This is a genomic window from Salipiger sp., from assembly GCF_059781815.1.
Genome location: NZ_JBYNAH010000028.1, coordinates 17,098 through 30,468 on the forward strand (window position 1 = coordinate 17,098; position 13,371 = coordinate 30,468).

General features: G+C 67.0%; 16 protein-coding genes. 12 read left to right on the forward strand and 4 right to left on the reverse strand.

The features are described 5' to 3' along the window. Positions 1–62: 62 nt before the first annotated feature. Entirely contained in the window at positions 63–728 is a 666-nt protein-coding gene (fzlA, locus tag AC6RA4_RS05180) for an FtsZ-binding protein FzlA (protein ID WP_500158061.1), read from the forward strand. Positions 729–752: 24 nt separating this feature from the next. Here the strand turns inward: fzlA and AC6RA4_RS05185 are convergent, their stop codons facing one another. After that, on the reverse strand, positions 753–1,277 hold the full coding sequence (locus tag AC6RA4_RS05185; protein WP_500158063.1) for a hypothetical protein: 525 nt from the start codon (positions 1,275–1,277) through the stop codon (positions 753–755). Between the two features lie 299 nt (positions 1,278–1,576). On the opposite strand from AC6RA4_RS05185, the gene queG reads away from it, so the two are divergent. After that, positions 1,577–2,617 carry a tRNA epoxyqueuosine(34) reductase QueG gene (gene queG, locus AC6RA4_RS05190; RefSeq protein ID WP_500158065.1) on the forward strand — a complete coding sequence of 347 codons (1,041 nt, stop codon included), beginning with the start codon at positions 1,577–1,579 and terminating at the stop codon, positions 2,615–2,617. A gap of 102 nt (positions 2,618–2,719) precedes the next feature. Here the strand turns inward: queG and AC6RA4_RS05195 are convergent, their stop codons facing one another. After that, the gene (locus tag AC6RA4_RS05195; protein ID WP_500158067.1) at positions 2,720–3,205 is read right to left on the reverse strand and encodes a hypothetical protein; all 486 of its coding nucleotides are present in this window, start codon (positions 3,203–3,205) and stop codon (positions 2,720–2,722) included. Positions 3,206–3,503: 298 nt separating this feature from the next. Between AC6RA4_RS05195 and msrB the strand changes: the two genes are divergently transcribed. Both msrB and msrA read left to right on the forward strand, forming a co-directional pair. Further along, a complete protein-coding gene (gene msrB / locus AC6RA4_RS05200) occupies positions 3,504–3,953 on the forward strand; it encodes a peptide-methionine (R)-S-oxide reductase MsrB (RefSeq protein WP_500158069.1) in 450 nt (149 codons plus the stop codon). Next, positions 3,950–4,456 carry a peptide-methionine (S)-S-oxide reductase MsrA gene (gene msrA, locus AC6RA4_RS05205; protein WP_500158071.1) on the forward strand — a complete coding sequence of 169 codons (507 nt, stop codon included), beginning with the start codon at positions 3,950–3,952 and terminating at the stop codon, positions 4,454–4,456. Before msrB ends, msrA begins: the two co-directional genes overlap by 4 nt. A gap of 72 nt (positions 4,457–4,528) precedes the next feature. On the opposite strand, the gene AC6RA4_RS05210 is transcribed toward msrA, so the two are convergent. Further along, entirely contained in the window at positions 4,529–4,954 is a 426-nt protein-coding gene (locus tag AC6RA4_RS05210) for a lipocalin-like domain-containing protein (protein WP_500158073.1), read from the reverse strand. A gap of 126 nt (positions 4,955–5,080) precedes the next feature. Then, on the reverse strand, positions 5,081–5,785 hold the full coding sequence (locus AC6RA4_RS05215; RefSeq protein WP_500158075.1) for a Crp/Fnr family transcriptional regulator: 705 nt from the start codon (positions 5,783–5,785) through the stop codon (positions 5,081–5,083). Positions 5,786–6,395: 610 nt separating this feature from the next. On the opposite strand from AC6RA4_RS05215, the gene AC6RA4_RS05220 reads away from it, so the two are divergent. The 8 genes from AC6RA4_RS05220 to AC6RA4_RS05255 form a co-directional block, all read left to right on the forward strand. Continuing rightward, complete coding sequence (locus AC6RA4_RS05220) at positions 6,396–6,968, forward strand: MliC family protein (protein ID WP_500158077.1); 573 nt, start codon at positions 6,396–6,398, stop codon at positions 6,966–6,968. A gap of 10 nt (positions 6,969–6,978) precedes the next feature. Then, positions 6,979–7,488 carry a DUF805 domain-containing protein gene (locus AC6RA4_RS05225; RefSeq protein ID WP_500158079.1) on the forward strand — a complete coding sequence of 170 codons (510 nt, stop codon included), beginning with the start codon at positions 6,979–6,981 and terminating at the stop codon, positions 7,486–7,488. Then, positions 7,485–8,096: a class I SAM-dependent methyltransferase gene (locus AC6RA4_RS05230; protein ID WP_500158081.1), complete on the forward strand. Its 612-nt coding sequence runs from the start codon at positions 7,485–7,487 to the stop codon at positions 8,094–8,096. Before AC6RA4_RS05225 ends, AC6RA4_RS05230 begins: the two co-directional genes overlap by 4 nt. Positions 8,097–8,119: 23 nt before the next feature. Next, complete coding sequence (locus AC6RA4_RS05235) at positions 8,120–8,581, forward strand: GFA family protein (RefSeq protein ID WP_500158083.1); 462 nt, start codon at positions 8,120–8,122, stop codon at positions 8,579–8,581. A gap of 64 nt (positions 8,582–8,645) precedes the next feature. Next, entirely contained in the window at positions 8,646–10,655 is a 2,010-nt protein-coding gene (locus AC6RA4_RS05240) for an FAD-dependent oxidoreductase (protein WP_500158085.1), read from the forward strand. Positions 10,656–10,922: 267 nt separating this feature from the next. Continuing rightward, positions 10,923–11,483: a type 1 glutamine amidotransferase domain-containing protein gene (locus AC6RA4_RS05245; protein WP_500158087.1), complete on the forward strand. Its 561-nt coding sequence runs from the start codon at positions 10,923–10,925 to the stop codon at positions 11,481–11,483. A 189-nt stretch (positions 11,484–11,672) separates the two neighbouring features. Continuing rightward, the gene (locus AC6RA4_RS05250; RefSeq protein ID WP_500158089.1) at positions 11,673–12,578 is read left to right on the forward strand and encodes a LysR family transcriptional regulator; all 906 of its coding nucleotides are present in this window, start codon (positions 11,673–11,675) and stop codon (positions 12,576–12,578) included. Positions 12,579–12,803: 225 nt separating this feature from the next. Next, the coding region (locus AC6RA4_RS05255; RefSeq protein WP_500158091.1) for an ion transporter at positions 12,804–13,371 on the forward strand (568 nt) is incomplete at its 3' end.

Consider the following 13,371-nt stretch of genomic DNA (forward strand, 5'->3'; position numbering starts at 1 on the left):
ACCTCTCGGAATTGGGGGCAAAGGTGCTCGCAGTTCCCAAATCTCTCGGATACCATCGCCCCATGGCCAAGCTTTATCACGTGCCGCTGTCCCCGTTCTGCCGCAAGGTCCGCCTGAGCCTTGCCGAGAAGAAGATCGAGTGCGAACTGGTCGAGGAGCGCTACTGGGAGAAGGACACCGACTTCCTGCGCCGCAACCCGGCCGGCAAGGTCCCGGTGCTCAAGATCGACGGCAAGACGATGTCGGAAAGCGCGGCGATCTGCGAATGGATCGAGGAGAAATACCCCGAGCCGCCGCTGATGCCGCGCTCGGCCGATGCCCGGTTCGAGGTGCGCCGGCTGGTGGCCTGGTTCGACGACAAGTTCCACAACGAGGTGACGTCGAAGCTGCTCTACGAGCGGGTCAACAAGAAGATCATGAAGCAGGGCTTCCCGGACAGCACCAATGTCAAGGCCGGGGCCAAGGCGATCAAGTATCACCTCGATTACATGGCCTGGCTGCTCGATCACCGGCGCTGGCTGGCGGGCGACGTGATGACGCTGGCGGATTTCGCCGCCGCGGCGCATTTGTCTTCGCTGGATTACATCTCGGACGTGGACTGGAACCGCTCGGAGACGGTCAAGGACTGGTACGCCAAGATCAAGTCGCGCCCGGCCTTCCGCTCGATCCTCGCCGACCAGATCCCCGGCTTCCCGCCGCCGCCGCATTACGCCGATCTCGATTTCTGAGGGGGGGCGTGGCCATGCGCCGGCTCAGTCCTCGGTGAAGAAATCCTCCGGCAGCACCTCCTGCAGGCCGTAGAAGAAGATGTCGATCTCGAGCGCCAGCCCGACCTCGAAGGCGTTGAGCTCGGGCCCGCTCCAGGGCTGCTCTTCGAGAAGGGCGAGGAACTCGCGGCAGGTCTGATCGGCGCGCGGGTCGAGTGAGAGCGCGCGGGCGGCACGCAGCTTGTCGATGCGCTTGTGGACCTCGCGCATGGCCGAGAACGCCTCCATCATCGCCCGTGTCAGCCGCGGCTCGCTCTGCCAGCTCTGGCCGCCGAACACCTCCTGCACCACCCGGTTGCCCGCGCCGAGGCAATCGTAGGCGACGCAGCCCGGAAAGCCCTCCTGCGTCAGCCGGTCGTGGATCGAACAGCTGTGGCCCGAGAGGTTTCGGCAGGGCTCGCCGGGGTTCTTGTCGAAGGCGAAGTCCCGGCCCTTGTCGAAGGCCAGCGCGAGGCAGCACAGCGCTGCGCATTTCGAGCAGTCGGTCTTGAGGAGGTCGGGCTGGGACATGCTGGCTACCGGTGGTTCGGGGAGGGCGTTTGGCGGGTGGCTCGGCTGCCCGTATCCCGTGAAACGGGCTCGGGATGCAAGCTCCGGTGCTGACGGCGCGTTGCGGGCCGAGCGTGGGGAGGGATGCGTTGACAGGCTGTGAGCCGGGCCCCTAAACGGCGATGTAGGCCAGCGGTCATCGGCGTGGCTGCGCCTTTGCCCGTGCGGGGCGTGAGACGGAGAGCCGGGAGGGGGCGCTGCCCCCGTCGCGCGAGGCGCGACTCCCCCGGAGTATTTTTGACGAAGAGAAGGGCAGGCGGGTGTCTTTGAAGCGCAAGCTGGTGGCCGAAGCGGCGGAGGTGGGGTTTGCCTCCTGCAAGGTCTGCCGTCCCGGCGACGTGCCGCAGGTGGCGGAGCGGCTGGCGGCGTTTCTCGAGGCCGGGCGTCACGGGCAGATGGGCTGGATGGCCGAGCGCACCCATTGGCGGGGCGATCCGACGGCGCTCTGGCCCGAGGCACGCTCGGTGATCATGCTGGCGGAGAATTACGGCCCGGCGCATGACCCGCGCGACGTGCTGGAGCAGCGCGACCGGGCGGCGATCTCGGTCTATGCGCAGAACCGCGATTATCACGACGTGGTCAAGAAGCGGCTGAAGCGGCTCGGTCGCTGGCTCATCGCCGAGGCCGAGCGCGACGGCGGCGGGGCGGAGATCAAGGTTTTCGTCGACACCGCGCCGGTGATGGAGAAGCCGCTGGGGCAGGCGGCGGGGCTGGGCTGGCAGGGCAAGCACACCAACCTCGTGAGCCGCGAGCTGGGCTCGTGGTTCTTCCTTGGCGCGATCTTCACCACGCTCGAGCTGCAGCCGGACGGCGCCGAGCGCGATCATTGCGGCTCGTGCCGGGCCTGTCTCGACGTCTGCCCGACCGACGCCTTCCCGGCGCCCTACCAGCTCGATGCCCGGCGCTGCATCTCCTACCTCACGATCGAGCATCACGGCCCCGTCGACGAGGCGCTGCGGCCGGGGCTCGGGAACCGGATCTACGGCTGCGACGACTGCCTCGCCGCCTGTCCGTGGAACAAGTTCGCCTCTCAGGCGCAGGAGATGAAGTACCACGCGCGCGAGGCGCTGCTGGCGCCGGAGTTGACGCAGCTTGCGGCGCTCGACGATGCGGCGTTCCGGGCGCTGTTCTCGGGCTCGCCGATCAAGCGCATCGGGCGCGATCGCTTCGTGCGGAATGTCTGCTATGCCATCGGCAATTCCGGCGATCCGACATTGAAGGGCGCCGTGCAGGCGCTGTGCGAGGATGCCTGCGAGACCGTGCGCGACGCGGCGCGCTGGGCGGTGGCGCAGCTCGCGTGACCGACAAAAGGCCCGGCCCCCGGGAGCGAGGGGCCGGGCCGGACGCGCCTGCGTCATGAGGTCGGTCTTGTGGGGTTCCGGGCAGGCGCGCGTTCGCTGGGCTCAGGCGCGGTCGTCGATCAGCACCGTCACCGAGCCGTTGGCATCCTGGTAGACGCCCAGCACATTGTCGGAGCTGAAGCCCTCGGCCTCGATGGCCTCGGTCAGCACCTCGCTGCCATCGACCTGCGTCTGCAGCATGTCGAGCGAGGTCTGGGCGCGCGCCAGCGCGTTGTCGAGCGCGGCGGTGCGGTCGGCGCCTTCGCCCTCGAGATCGCCCAGCGTCATGGTGGTGACCTGCGTGTCCGCGGGGATCTCGCCGGTCGGGATGGCGACGCCGTCGCCGCCCAGGTCGGCCATCAGCTCGCCCAGCGTTTCGGGGACTTCGGTGGCGCCGAGCCGGGTCTCGACGCCGGCCTCGGCGCTGGTCTGGGCGGTGAGGTCGGTCTCGCTGACGGTCGGGTCCGTCGCGCTCTGGGCAAAGGCCGCGCCGGAGACGGTGGCGGCGAAGAGGGCGGCAAGGCCAAGCTTGGTCGAACGGATGGTCATCGGGAATCCTCCTTTGGGTCCGTTGCATCCGACGCATCGTCGCGTCGATCAGGGAGGTAAGGGCGCGGCGGCGCGATTGGATCCCTTGAAGGGCGCCCTCGGTGCAAGACAGGCGGCGACCCGCCGGGACGCCGGGTCACGGGGCGGCGACGCGCCGCCGGTTCCCGCGGCCCTGCCTGGTGTGGCGGGTTGCCGCCCGCGCCGAGGGGCGATCACGGCGGGGTCAGGCCGATGAAACAGGCTTTGCATTGATGCAGATCGGACCCATCTTAAGGACAGACAGATCATGGAGGCGCCAATGGCAACTTATGAAAGAAATCCCGACGTGATCGCCACGCTCGATCCCGAGCAGTACCGCGTCACGCAGGAAAACGGCACCGAGCGCCCGGGCAGCGGCGCGTATCTGAACAACAAGGAGCCGGGGATCTATGTCGACGTGGTCTCGGGCGAGCCGCTTTTTGCCTCGTCGGACAAGTACGAGAGCGGCTGCGGCTGGCCGAGCTTCGTGAAGACCATCGAGCCCGCTCATGTGCAGGAGCTGCGCGACACCTCTTACGGCATGGTCCGGGTCGAGGTGCGCTCGACCCATGGCGACTCGCATCTGGGCCACGTTTTTCCCGACGGTCCGGCGGATCGCGGCGGGCTGCGCTACTGCATCAACTCGGCGTCGCTGCGCTTTGTCCATCGCGATGACATGGAGGCAGAGGGCTACGGCGCCTATCTCGACCAGGTGGAGGATGTGACATGAGCGAACGTGCAGTTCTGGCAGGCGGCTGTTTCTGGGGCATGCAGGATCTGATCCGCAAGCTTCCCGGCGTGGAGTCGACCCGCGTCGGCTATACCGGGGGCGACTTGCCCAACGCGACCTACCGCAACCACGGCACCCATGCGGAGGGGATCGAGATCGTCTTCGACCCCGACAAGATCAGCTATCGGCGGATCCTCGAGGTGTTCTTCCAGATCCACGACCCGAGCACGCTGAACCGGCAGGGCAACGACGTGGGCCTGAGCTATCGCTCGGCGATCTACTATGTCGACGAGGCGCAGAAGCAGACCGCGCTGGACACCATCGCCGATGTCGATGCCTCCGGGCTCTGGCCCGGCAAGGTGGTGACAGAGGTCGCGCCGGTGGGCGATTTCTGGGAGGCCGAGCCCGAGCATCAGGATTACCTCGAGCGGTTCCCGAACGGCTATACCTGCCACTACCCGCGCCCGGGCTGGGTGCTGCCGCGCCGCGACGCGGCGGAGTGACTTGCGGTCTTCGGAGAGGGCGGCGCGCGTGTCGGCCTCTCCTTGCGCGGCGCCGCCATGCGGGCAGCGGCCTCAGACCTTGGTGAATTCCATCCGGTAGACGACCTCCTCGCCGGTGGCCGGGTCGATGCCCGGCGCGCCGCTGATCACCAGCCGGTCGCCCTCGAGGGTGAAGGGGCGCGACAGATCCCCGTGCCAGTTCGGGTTCCACGCGCCCTCCACGTGATGCACGACGCGGTCTCCCTCCAGCGTGTAGGAGGCGACATAGGCCAGCATGTCATCGAAGAGCTTTGCCTTCTCTTCGCCGGTCCAGCCATCCGGGGCTGGCGCGAGACGATCGCGGCGGAACACGGTGGCCATCATCCGGCCGTCGCGGTGATAGGCGATGTAGCCGATCGGGCGCGGGCCGAGCGCGTCGGTGGTTTCGCCCGTGGCTACCGAGGTCCGGGTCCAGGCCTGCATGCGCCACGACCCGATCAGCGCGTCATTCCCAGCCATGATCCGCCCCCCTCGCCTTGGCCGAGGATAACAGGGATGTCTCCTATTTCGCAGCGAAAAGCTGTCGGCCTGCGCCGGGCGGAGGCGTGTCCCGGCCCTGATGACGGCGGGAAAGATGCGGCAAGCTCAGCTGCCGATCTCGAAGCCTTCCTCGCTTGGCAAGAGGGTGCAGCCGATGGCCGCGCGGTCGAGGATGCGAATGCGCCCGCGGCCAAGCTCGACCGAGCCGTTGTCCTGAAGATCCTTGAGCATCCGGTTCACCTTCTGCCGTGAACAGCCCATCAGCGTCGCCAGATGCGCCTGGCTGATAGGGATTTCGGGATCGTCGGGTGTGCTCAGCTTGCACAGGTAGTTGAGAAGCCGCGCATCGACGGTCTGGAACTGCTCGACCGCGCGGTTCTCGTTGTCGCGCACCAGGCGGGTGTGCAGGATACGCGCGATGTTGCGGATCACCTGCGGCTTCTGGGCGTATTCCATCAGCAGCGCCACCGGGCAGAACAGGACCGTGGTGTCGGGCAGCGAGGTGCAGGTCGCGGCACAGGGCGTGTCTGACAGGGCCTCGACATCGCCCATGATCTCGCCCGGGCCGGCCACGTGGATGACGCTCAGATTCCCCTCGACGTCGAGATAGGTGATGATCACCCGCCCGCGCGCCACGAGGTAAAAGCCCGTCGTGCGCTCGGACTGCGTCAGCAGCGCGGTCTCTTCGCTGTAGTGGCGCGGGGTGCAGGCGTCGAGAAAGGCCAGCTGCTCGTCTTCGGGTAGGCCCCGAAGCAGAGAGATATCCGCAAGGTCGGGATAGGTGGCGCTGACGTTCATGCGACCGCTCATGCGTCAGATCGTCTGCTGCTGGGAAGCGGTCTGGAGGAAAACGGGCAACGGGGCAGGATCATTGGCGCGGTGCGGCGCGGGTCCATGTCTCGCTCCCGGTTGTGAAAGGCCTCCGACGCGCGGCACGGATCCGCGGCGCCGGAGGCGTTATACAACCCAGGCAGGAGGGTTAAAATCCCCGACTTGAAAAAACACTCGCGTATTCGCGATATTGGGTCCGGATGTCGCATCCCCGACTTCCGAACCAGGCCCCTGCCAAGAGACACTCATTACTCAACAAATGCCGCTGCGGGGGGCTCCGAAGGTCGGATTGCCACGCAGGACATTTAAACTGGGATATATCGATTCGCAGATCGCGTTGTGTCGCCAAAGTGACTGTTCGTCAGGTGTGTATCACTTTGATAAACAATTTTCCTAAATCTGGGGGCTTGCCACCTGCTCCGAAGCGCCGAATCGGCGGGAAACCGGGCAATTTTTTTCAATTGCAGGCTTAGGGCCGGATGCTATCCTTTTGTGGCGCGCTCCCTGGAGGCAGATTTTCATGTTTGTAAAGCCAAACCTTTTCAGCACTATCGCATTGGTTGTTCTGACAACATTTCCCGGTCATGCGATGGCCCTCGACCCATCTTTCGATTGCGCGAAAGCCCAGTCCAGCGCCGAGGAGGCGGTCTGTTCCTCCGATGCGCTCGCCTCGCTTGATCTCGAGCTGACGCGGCTTTTCAAGGCGGCGTCGACCGGACCGAACATGGACCCGGAGTCTCTCAAAGCGCTCAAGGCGATGCAGCGCGGCTGGATCAAGGGGCGCGACGAGTGCTGGAAATCCGACATGGGCGTGCCGCTTTGCACCGCCAACGAATACGCCTTCCGGATCTTCGATCTGCGTCAGGGCTATGCCGATGCACGCGCCGGGGAAGGCGCCTCTCTGGGGCCGTTCCCCTATCGCTGCGAGGGGCTCGAGGCGACGATCAGCGCGGTCTTCGTCAACACGCTCGAGCCGATGGTGGTGCTGCGCTGGGGCGATAACGCTGTCGTGCTGCCGCAAATCGAGGCCGGCTCGGGCGCAAAATACGCCTCTGACAAGTGGTACGGCGGACCAGCGCTGTTCTGGACCAAGGGGCGCGAGGCGCAGTTCGCAGCCCCCGGCGGGGCAGAGATGAGCTGCCAGCAGGACGACATCGGATAGGAGGCACGCCATGGGCTTCATCGGCGCCATCAAGAACGGCTTTTCGAACTACGTGAATTTCAGCGGCCGCGCCTCGCGCCCGGCCTATTGGTGGTGGATGCTTTTCGTCGTGCTGGGCGCGGCGGTGCTGAGCATGGTCGATCTGGCGATCTTCGGCACCGACCCCGAGACCGGAGAGGGGCGGCGGATGCTGTCCGGCCTGTTCCAGCTTGCGGTGCTGCTGCCGACGCTGGGGCTTGGCTTCCGCCGGCTGCACGATACCGGCCGGCCCGGCTGGTATTACCTGCTGCCCTTCCTGATCTCGGTGGCGCTGATGTTCGTGCTGCTGAGCGGCGTGATGGTGGCCACCGGCATGGGCCTCGATGCGGGTGAGGCGCCCTCGGCCGGGCTGATCGTCGGCGGACTCGGGGTGATCGTGCTCTGGGTGGTGCAGCTGGTGATCTTCATCCTGCTGATCTGGTGGCTGACCCGACCCTCCGAGCCCGGAGACAACGCCTACGGCGCGCCGCCGACCGCATGAGCGCCGCGTTCTGGGACAGGATCGCGGCGCGCTACGCCGCGCGCCCGGTGAGCGACAACGCGGCCTACGAGGCGACGCTCGAGCGGGTGCGCCACTGGCTGCGCCCCGACATGCAGGTGCTCGAGCTGGGTTGCGGCACCGGCTCTACCGCCGAGCGGCTGGCCCCTACGGTCGCTCATTTCACCGCCAGCGACTACTCTGCCGAGATGATCCGCATCGCCGAGGAGCGTTGCGAGGCCCAGAACCTGCGCACGCTTTGCGCAAGCGTCGGCGAGGCGCTGGCCGAGGGGCCCTATGACGCGGTGATGGCGTTCAACCTGCTCCACCTGCTGGACGATCTCGAGGGGGGCCTGTCGCAGGTCCACGCGGCGCTGGGCGAGGGCGGGTTGTTCCTGTCGAAGACGCCCTGCGTCGCGGGCAAGTGGTACCTGCGGCCGGTGGTCCGGGTGCTGCAGGCGCTCGGCAAGGCACCTTCCTTCCGCTTCCTGCGGCCAGACCGGCTCGAGGCGGCAATCCGCGCCGCCGGCTTCGAGATCCTCGAGACCGGCGATTATCCTCCGAAGCTCCCCAACCATTTCGTCGTGGCGCGCAAGCGGCCCGCGACCTGACTTCCCGCCGAAGGAGACGCCCCATGCCCGACCTGCCCGCCACCGGAAGCTGCCGCTGCGGCGCGCTGCGGATCGAGGTCGCTGCCGCGCCCATCATGACCGCCGCCTGCCATTGCCGCGGTTGCCAGAAGATGAGCGCCAGCGCCTTCTCCCTCACCGCGATGCTGCCGGCGCACGGCTTCCGCGTGGTCTCGGGCAGGCTGGTCCAAGGCGGCATCAAGGGCCCGGTCTGCAACCATTTCCACTGCGCCGAGTGCCTCTCCTGGGTCTTCACCCGGATCACCGGCATGGACGATTTCGTCAATCTCCGTCCGGTGATGCTCGACCGTCCGTCTTGGTGCGAGCCCTTCATCGAGACGGTCTGCGCCGAAAAGCTGCCCTGGGTCTCGACCCCGGCGCGGCACCGCTTCGACGGCTTCCCGCCGGAAGAGACCTACATGGCCCTCATGGCCGAGTTCGCCGACGCCATGGCAGGCCGGCTCTGACGCGACGTTTCGACTGACAGCGGCACGGGCCATTGGCAGGGTCGCGCGCAAGGAGGACCCGCCAATGACCAGCTATCCCCACATGCTGCGCCCGCTCGACCTTGGCTTCACCACGCTGAAGAACCGGGTGCTGATGGGCTCGATGCACACCAATCTCGAAGAGCGCGGCGACTGGAACCGGGTGGCCGCGTTCTACGCGGCGCGGGCCAAGGGCGGCGCCGGGCTGATCGTCACCGGCGGCATGGCGCCGAACGCCGAGGGCGGCGTCTTTCCCGGCGCCTCGGGGCTCTTTACGGCGGAAGACATCGCGCATCACCGCATGGTCACCGACCGGATCCACGAAGAGGGCGGCAAGATCGCCATGCAGATCCTCCACGCCGGGCGCTACGCCTACGGGCCGGATTGCGTCGCGCCCTCGGCGATCAAGTCGCCGATCTCGCCCTTCCCGCCGAAAGAGCTCGATGAGGCCGGAATCGAAAAGCAGATCGCCGACATCGCCACCGCCGCCGCCCGCGCCCGCGAGGCGGGCTATGACGGGGTCGAGGTGATGGGCTCTGAGGGCTATTTCCTCAATCAGTTCCTCGTCACCCACACCAACCGTCGCGAGGACCGCTGGGGCGGCGCCTACGAGAACCGCATGCGCCTGCCGGTCGAGGTGATGAAGCGCGTGCGCGCCGCGGTGGGGGAGGATTTCATCGTCATCTTCCGGCTGTCGATGATCGATCTCGTGCCCAACGGCTCGACCCACGCGGAGGTGGTGCAGCTGGCGCAGGCGATCGAGGCGGCCGGGGCCAGCATCCTCAATACCGGCATCGGCTGGCACGAGGCGCGGGTGCCGACCATCGCCACCTCGGTGCCGCGTGCGGGCTTTGCCTGGGTGACGAAAAAGCTCATGGGCAAGGTGGGCATTCCGGTCATCACCTCGAACCGCATCAACACGCCGCAGGTCGCCGAAGAGCTGCTGGCAGAGGGCTGCGCCGACATGGTGAGCCTTGCCCGTCCCTTCCTTGCCGATCCGGAGTTTGTCGCCAAGGCCGAGGCGGGGCGCGCCGATCTTATCGCGCCCTGCATCGCCTGCAACCAGGCCTGCCTCGATCACACCTTCCAGGGCAAGATCTCGTCCTGCCTCGTCAATCCGCGCGCCGGGCACGAGACCGAGCTGGTGATCGCCAAGGCCGAAACCCCGCGCCGCATCGCGGTGGTGGGGGCGGGGCCTGCGGGGCTGTCCTGCGCCATCACCGCCGCGCAGCGCGGTCACGCTGTGACGCTCTTCGAGCAGGCGGACGAGATCGGCGGCCAGCTCAACATGGCCCGCAAGGTGCCGGGCAAGGAAGAGTTCGACGGGCTGGTCGACTGGTTCGCCGCGATGGTGGCCGAGGCCGGCGTGACGCTGAAGCTCGGCACCCGCGCCGACGCAGAGACGCTCGCGGGGTTCGACGCGGTGGTCGTCGCCACCGGCGTGCTGCCGCGCGACCCTAAGATCCCCGGGCAGGATCATCCCAAGGTGCTGAGCTATGTCGACGTGCTGCGCGGCGGCGCCGAGGTCGGCCCGCGCGTGGCGGTGGTGGGCGCCGGCGGCATCGGCTTCGACGTCTCGGAATTCCTCGTCACCGGCAAGAGCCGGACGGTCGACCTGCCCGAGTGGCTGCGCGAGTGGGGCGTGACCGATCCCGAGAAGGCCCGTTCGGGCCTCGCCCCCGAGGGGCCGCAGCCCGAGCCCGCCGAGCGCGAGGTGGTCCTGCTGCAGCGCAAGTCGGAGAAGGTCGGCAAGCGTCTCGGCAAGACGACCGGCTGGATCCATCGCGCCGCGCTGATGCTGAAGGGCGTGAAGATGAAGGCCGGCGTGAGCTATGAGCGCATCGACGACGCGGGCCTGCACATCCTGCGCGACGGCAAGCCCGAGCTCATCGCCTGCGACACGGTGGTGCTCTGCGCCGGGCAGGAGAGCCTGCGTGCGCTTGCGGATGCGATCGAGGGGCAGGAGGTGCACGTGATCGGCGGCGCCGACGTGGCCGCCGAGCTCGACGCCAAGCGGGCGATTGATCAGGGGGTGCGGCTGGCGGCGGGCCTCTGAGAGACGCCACGGCGCTTCAGGGGAGGCAGCGGGTCAGGCGGGCGCCTCGCTGGGGGCGCTCGCAACGGGGCACGCCAGATCCGGGCGTGGCGACCGCTTGTCGTGCCCCTGCGCCCGCAGCGTCCGGCCCGTCGCGCAGACCTCCTGACCGGCCTCGACCCGGTGCCCGACCTCACGCGTCCGTGATCGTCCTTGAGCGCCGCGATGGAACGCTTCCCCCGGGGATGCGCGTTCTCCCTCCAAACGCAGATTGGAAAGGAGGCGAACATGCCCAGCATCAGCAATTCCAAGGTCCTGATCATCGCCACCCACGGCTTCGAGCAGTCCGAGCTCGAATTCCCCCGCGACCAGCTCCGCGCCAAGGGTGCCGAGGTCCATGTCGCCACGCTCGACGGCAAGGCGATCAAGGGCTGGGAGGGCACAGACTGGGGCCGCGAGGCCGAGGCGGATCTCAAGATTGCCGACGCGGACCCGCACCAGTATGACGCGCTCGTCATTCCAGGCGGCCAGATCAACCCCGACCTGCTGCGCGTCGAGGACAGCGTGATTGCTCTGGTCCGCGCCTTCGCCAAGCAGGGCAAGGTCATCGCCGCAGTCTGTCACGGCCCGTGGGTGCTGATCGAGGCGGGTATCGTCGCGGGCCGCGAGATGACCGCCTACCCGTCGATCCGCACCGACCTGACGAACGCAGGTGCCCGCGTGATGGACGCGCCGGTGGTCTGCGACAGCGGCATCGTCACCAGCCGCAACCCCGACGACCTGAAGGATTTCGTCTCCAAGATCGTCGAGGAGATCGAGGAAGGCCGGCACAACCTGAAAGCCGCCTGATCCGCATTTGATCAGCGACGACAGAGGCCGCGCCCGCGACGTGGGCGCGGCCTTTTGCGGTTTGGTTGACGGGTTTCCGAGCCCAACACAAAGCGCGACGAAACCCCGGTATTGTCCCGCCCATGTCCAAATCGCGCCCCAATCCGACGTCATATCGTTGGCTTAACGAGGAACGAGTGAGGACTGGTTATGGATCGTCTGACCGAAATGGAGGCTTTCGCCACCGTCGTGGACCAAGGTGGGTTCACCGATGCGGCCAAGAAGATGGGCATCTCGAAATCGGCGGTCTCGAAACACGTCTCGTCGCTCGAGGCCCGCCTCGGCGCCCGCCTGCTGAACCGCACCACGCGCCGTGTCTCGCCCACCGAGATCGGTCTGGCCTATTACGACCGCGCGCGCCGCGTCCTGAACGATGCCGGAGAGGCCGATGCGCTGGTCACCTCGATGCAATCGGCGCCCTCGGGGCTGCTGCGGATTTCCGTCGCCACCGATTTCGGCGTCAATCACCTCAGCCCGGTGCTGGGCGATTTCCTCGCCGAGTTTCCGGACATCACCGTCAACATGGTGCTCAACAATCGCTACGTCGAGCTGATCTCGGAAGGCTTCGACATGGCCGTGCGTATCGGTGAGCTGGAAGACAGCACCCTGCGCGCCCGCAAGCTGACTGAGACGACCAAGCGGATGATCGCCTCGCCGGCCTATTTCGAAAAGTTCGGCCGCCCGTCGCGGATCGACGATCTCAACGAGCACAAGCTGCTGCATTACTCGAACCAGTCCAGCGGCAATGTCTGGAAAGTGACCGCGCCGTCGGGCGAGAAGCGCCAGGTGCGCACCGCAGGCTGGCTCTCGGTCAATGACGGGCAATCGCTGCTCAACGCCTGTATCGCCGGGCTCGGCATCGCCTACCTGCCCTCCTACCTCTACGCCGATGCGATGAAACAGGGGCTGGTCGAGGATGCGATTCCGGATCTGCCGGTCGACACCCAGGGCATCTACGCGGTCTATCCGCCGGGCCGCTTCACCCAGCCCAAGGTGCGGGCGTTCATCGACTTCCTCGTCCATGCCTTCGCCGATCGCGGCCCGCAGGACTGGTAAGCCCCTCACGGTTTCCCTCGTCTCTTTCGTGAGAGACGCCTCGCCCCGGTTTCGGCCGGGGCGTTTTCTTTTCCGCGCTCTTGGCGGTGCTGCCGCCGCGAGGCGGCCCGCAAGGGCCAATCGAGCCGGCGCGAAAACCCCTTGTGCAATTGCAGCATCTGCACTGGATTGTCGGGGTCGCGATCCCTAGATCGCTACGGACCCCAGACCGGAGCCATTTGCCTGATGCGCCAGAGACTTGCCGAGTTCCTCGACCGCCCCGTGACGCGATACGCGATCATGGGGGTCATCCTGTTCAACGCCGTGATCCTCGGGCTCGAGACCTCCGCCACCGTAATGTCACGGATCGGCTGGCTGATCGTCGCGCTCGACACCATCTGCCTGTCGATCTTCGTGGCAGAACTGGCCGCCAAGCTCTACGCCCGCGGGCTGTCGTTCTTCCGCTCCGGCTGGAACGTCTTCGATCTCGTCATCGTCGGCGTGGCGCTGGTGCCGGCGGGGCAGGGGCTCGCGGTGCTCCGCGCGCTGCGCATTCTGCGACTGCTGCGCGTGGTTTCGGTCGCGCCGACCCTGCGCCGGGTGGTCGAGGGCTTCGTCTCGGCGCTGCCCGGCATGGGCTCGGTCTTCCTGCTGATGGGGATCATCTTCTACATCGGCTCGGTGATCGCCACCAAGCTCTACTCGGCGACCTTCCCGGAGTGGTTCGGCACGCTCGGCGCCTCGGCCTATTCGCTGTTCCAGATCATGACGCTGGAAAGCTGGTCGATGGGCATCGTGCGCCCGGTGATGGAGG

What these genes read in the sequence shown, in the direction of transcription:
- AC6RA4_RS05225 (WP_500158079.1), top strand. Translation starts at nt 6,979, where the DNA reads ATGGGCTTCATCGGCGCCATCAAGAACGGCTTTTCGAACTACGTGAAT.
- AC6RA4_RS05220 (WP_500158077.1), top strand. Translation starts at nt 6,396, where the DNA reads ATGGCCCTCGACCCATCTTTCGATTGCGCGAAAGCCCAGTCCAGCGCC.
- AC6RA4_RS05230 (WP_500158081.1), top strand. Translation starts at nt 7,485, where the DNA reads ATGAGCGCCGCGTTCTGGGACAGGATCGCGGCGCGCTACGCCGCGCGC.
- msrB (WP_500158069.1), top strand. Translation starts at nt 3,504, where the DNA reads ATGGCAACTTATGAAAGAAATCCCGACGTGATCGCCACGCTCGATCCC.
- AC6RA4_RS05245 (WP_500158087.1), top strand. Translation starts at nt 10,923, where the DNA reads ATGCCCAGCATCAGCAATTCCAAGGTCCTGATCATCGCCACCCACGGC.
- AC6RA4_RS05210 (WP_500158073.1), bottom strand. Translation starts at nt 4,954, where the DNA reads ATGGCTGGGAATGACGCGCTGATCGGGTCGTGGCGCATGCAGGCCTGG.
- AC6RA4_RS05235 (WP_500158083.1), top strand. Translation starts at nt 8,120, where the DNA reads ATGCCCGACCTGCCCGCCACCGGAAGCTGCCGCTGCGGCGCGCTGCGG.
- fzlA (WP_500158061.1), top strand. Translation starts at nt 63, where the DNA reads ATGGCCAAGCTTTATCACGTGCCGCTGTCCCCGTTCTGCCGCAAGGTC.
- AC6RA4_RS05195 (WP_500158067.1), bottom strand. Translation starts at nt 3,205, where the DNA reads ATGACCATCCGTTCGACCAAGCTTGGCCTTGCCGCCCTCTTCGCCGCC.
- AC6RA4_RS05185 (WP_500158063.1), bottom strand. Translation starts at nt 1,277, where the DNA reads ATGTCCCAGCCCGACCTCCTCAAGACCGACTGCTCGAAATGCGCAGCG.
- msrA (WP_500158071.1), top strand. Translation starts at nt 3,950, where the DNA reads ATGAGCGAACGTGCAGTTCTGGCAGGCGGCTGTTTCTGGGGCATGCAG.
- AC6RA4_RS05240 (WP_500158085.1), top strand. Translation starts at nt 8,646, where the DNA reads ATGACCAGCTATCCCCACATGCTGCGCCCGCTCGACCTTGGCTTCACC.
- AC6RA4_RS05250 (WP_500158089.1), top strand. Translation starts at nt 11,673, where the DNA reads ATGGATCGTCTGACCGAAATGGAGGCTTTCGCCACCGTCGTGGACCAA.
- AC6RA4_RS05215 (WP_500158075.1), bottom strand. Translation starts at nt 5,785, where the DNA reads ATGAGCGGTCGCATGAACGTCAGCGCCACCTATCCCGACCTTGCGGAT.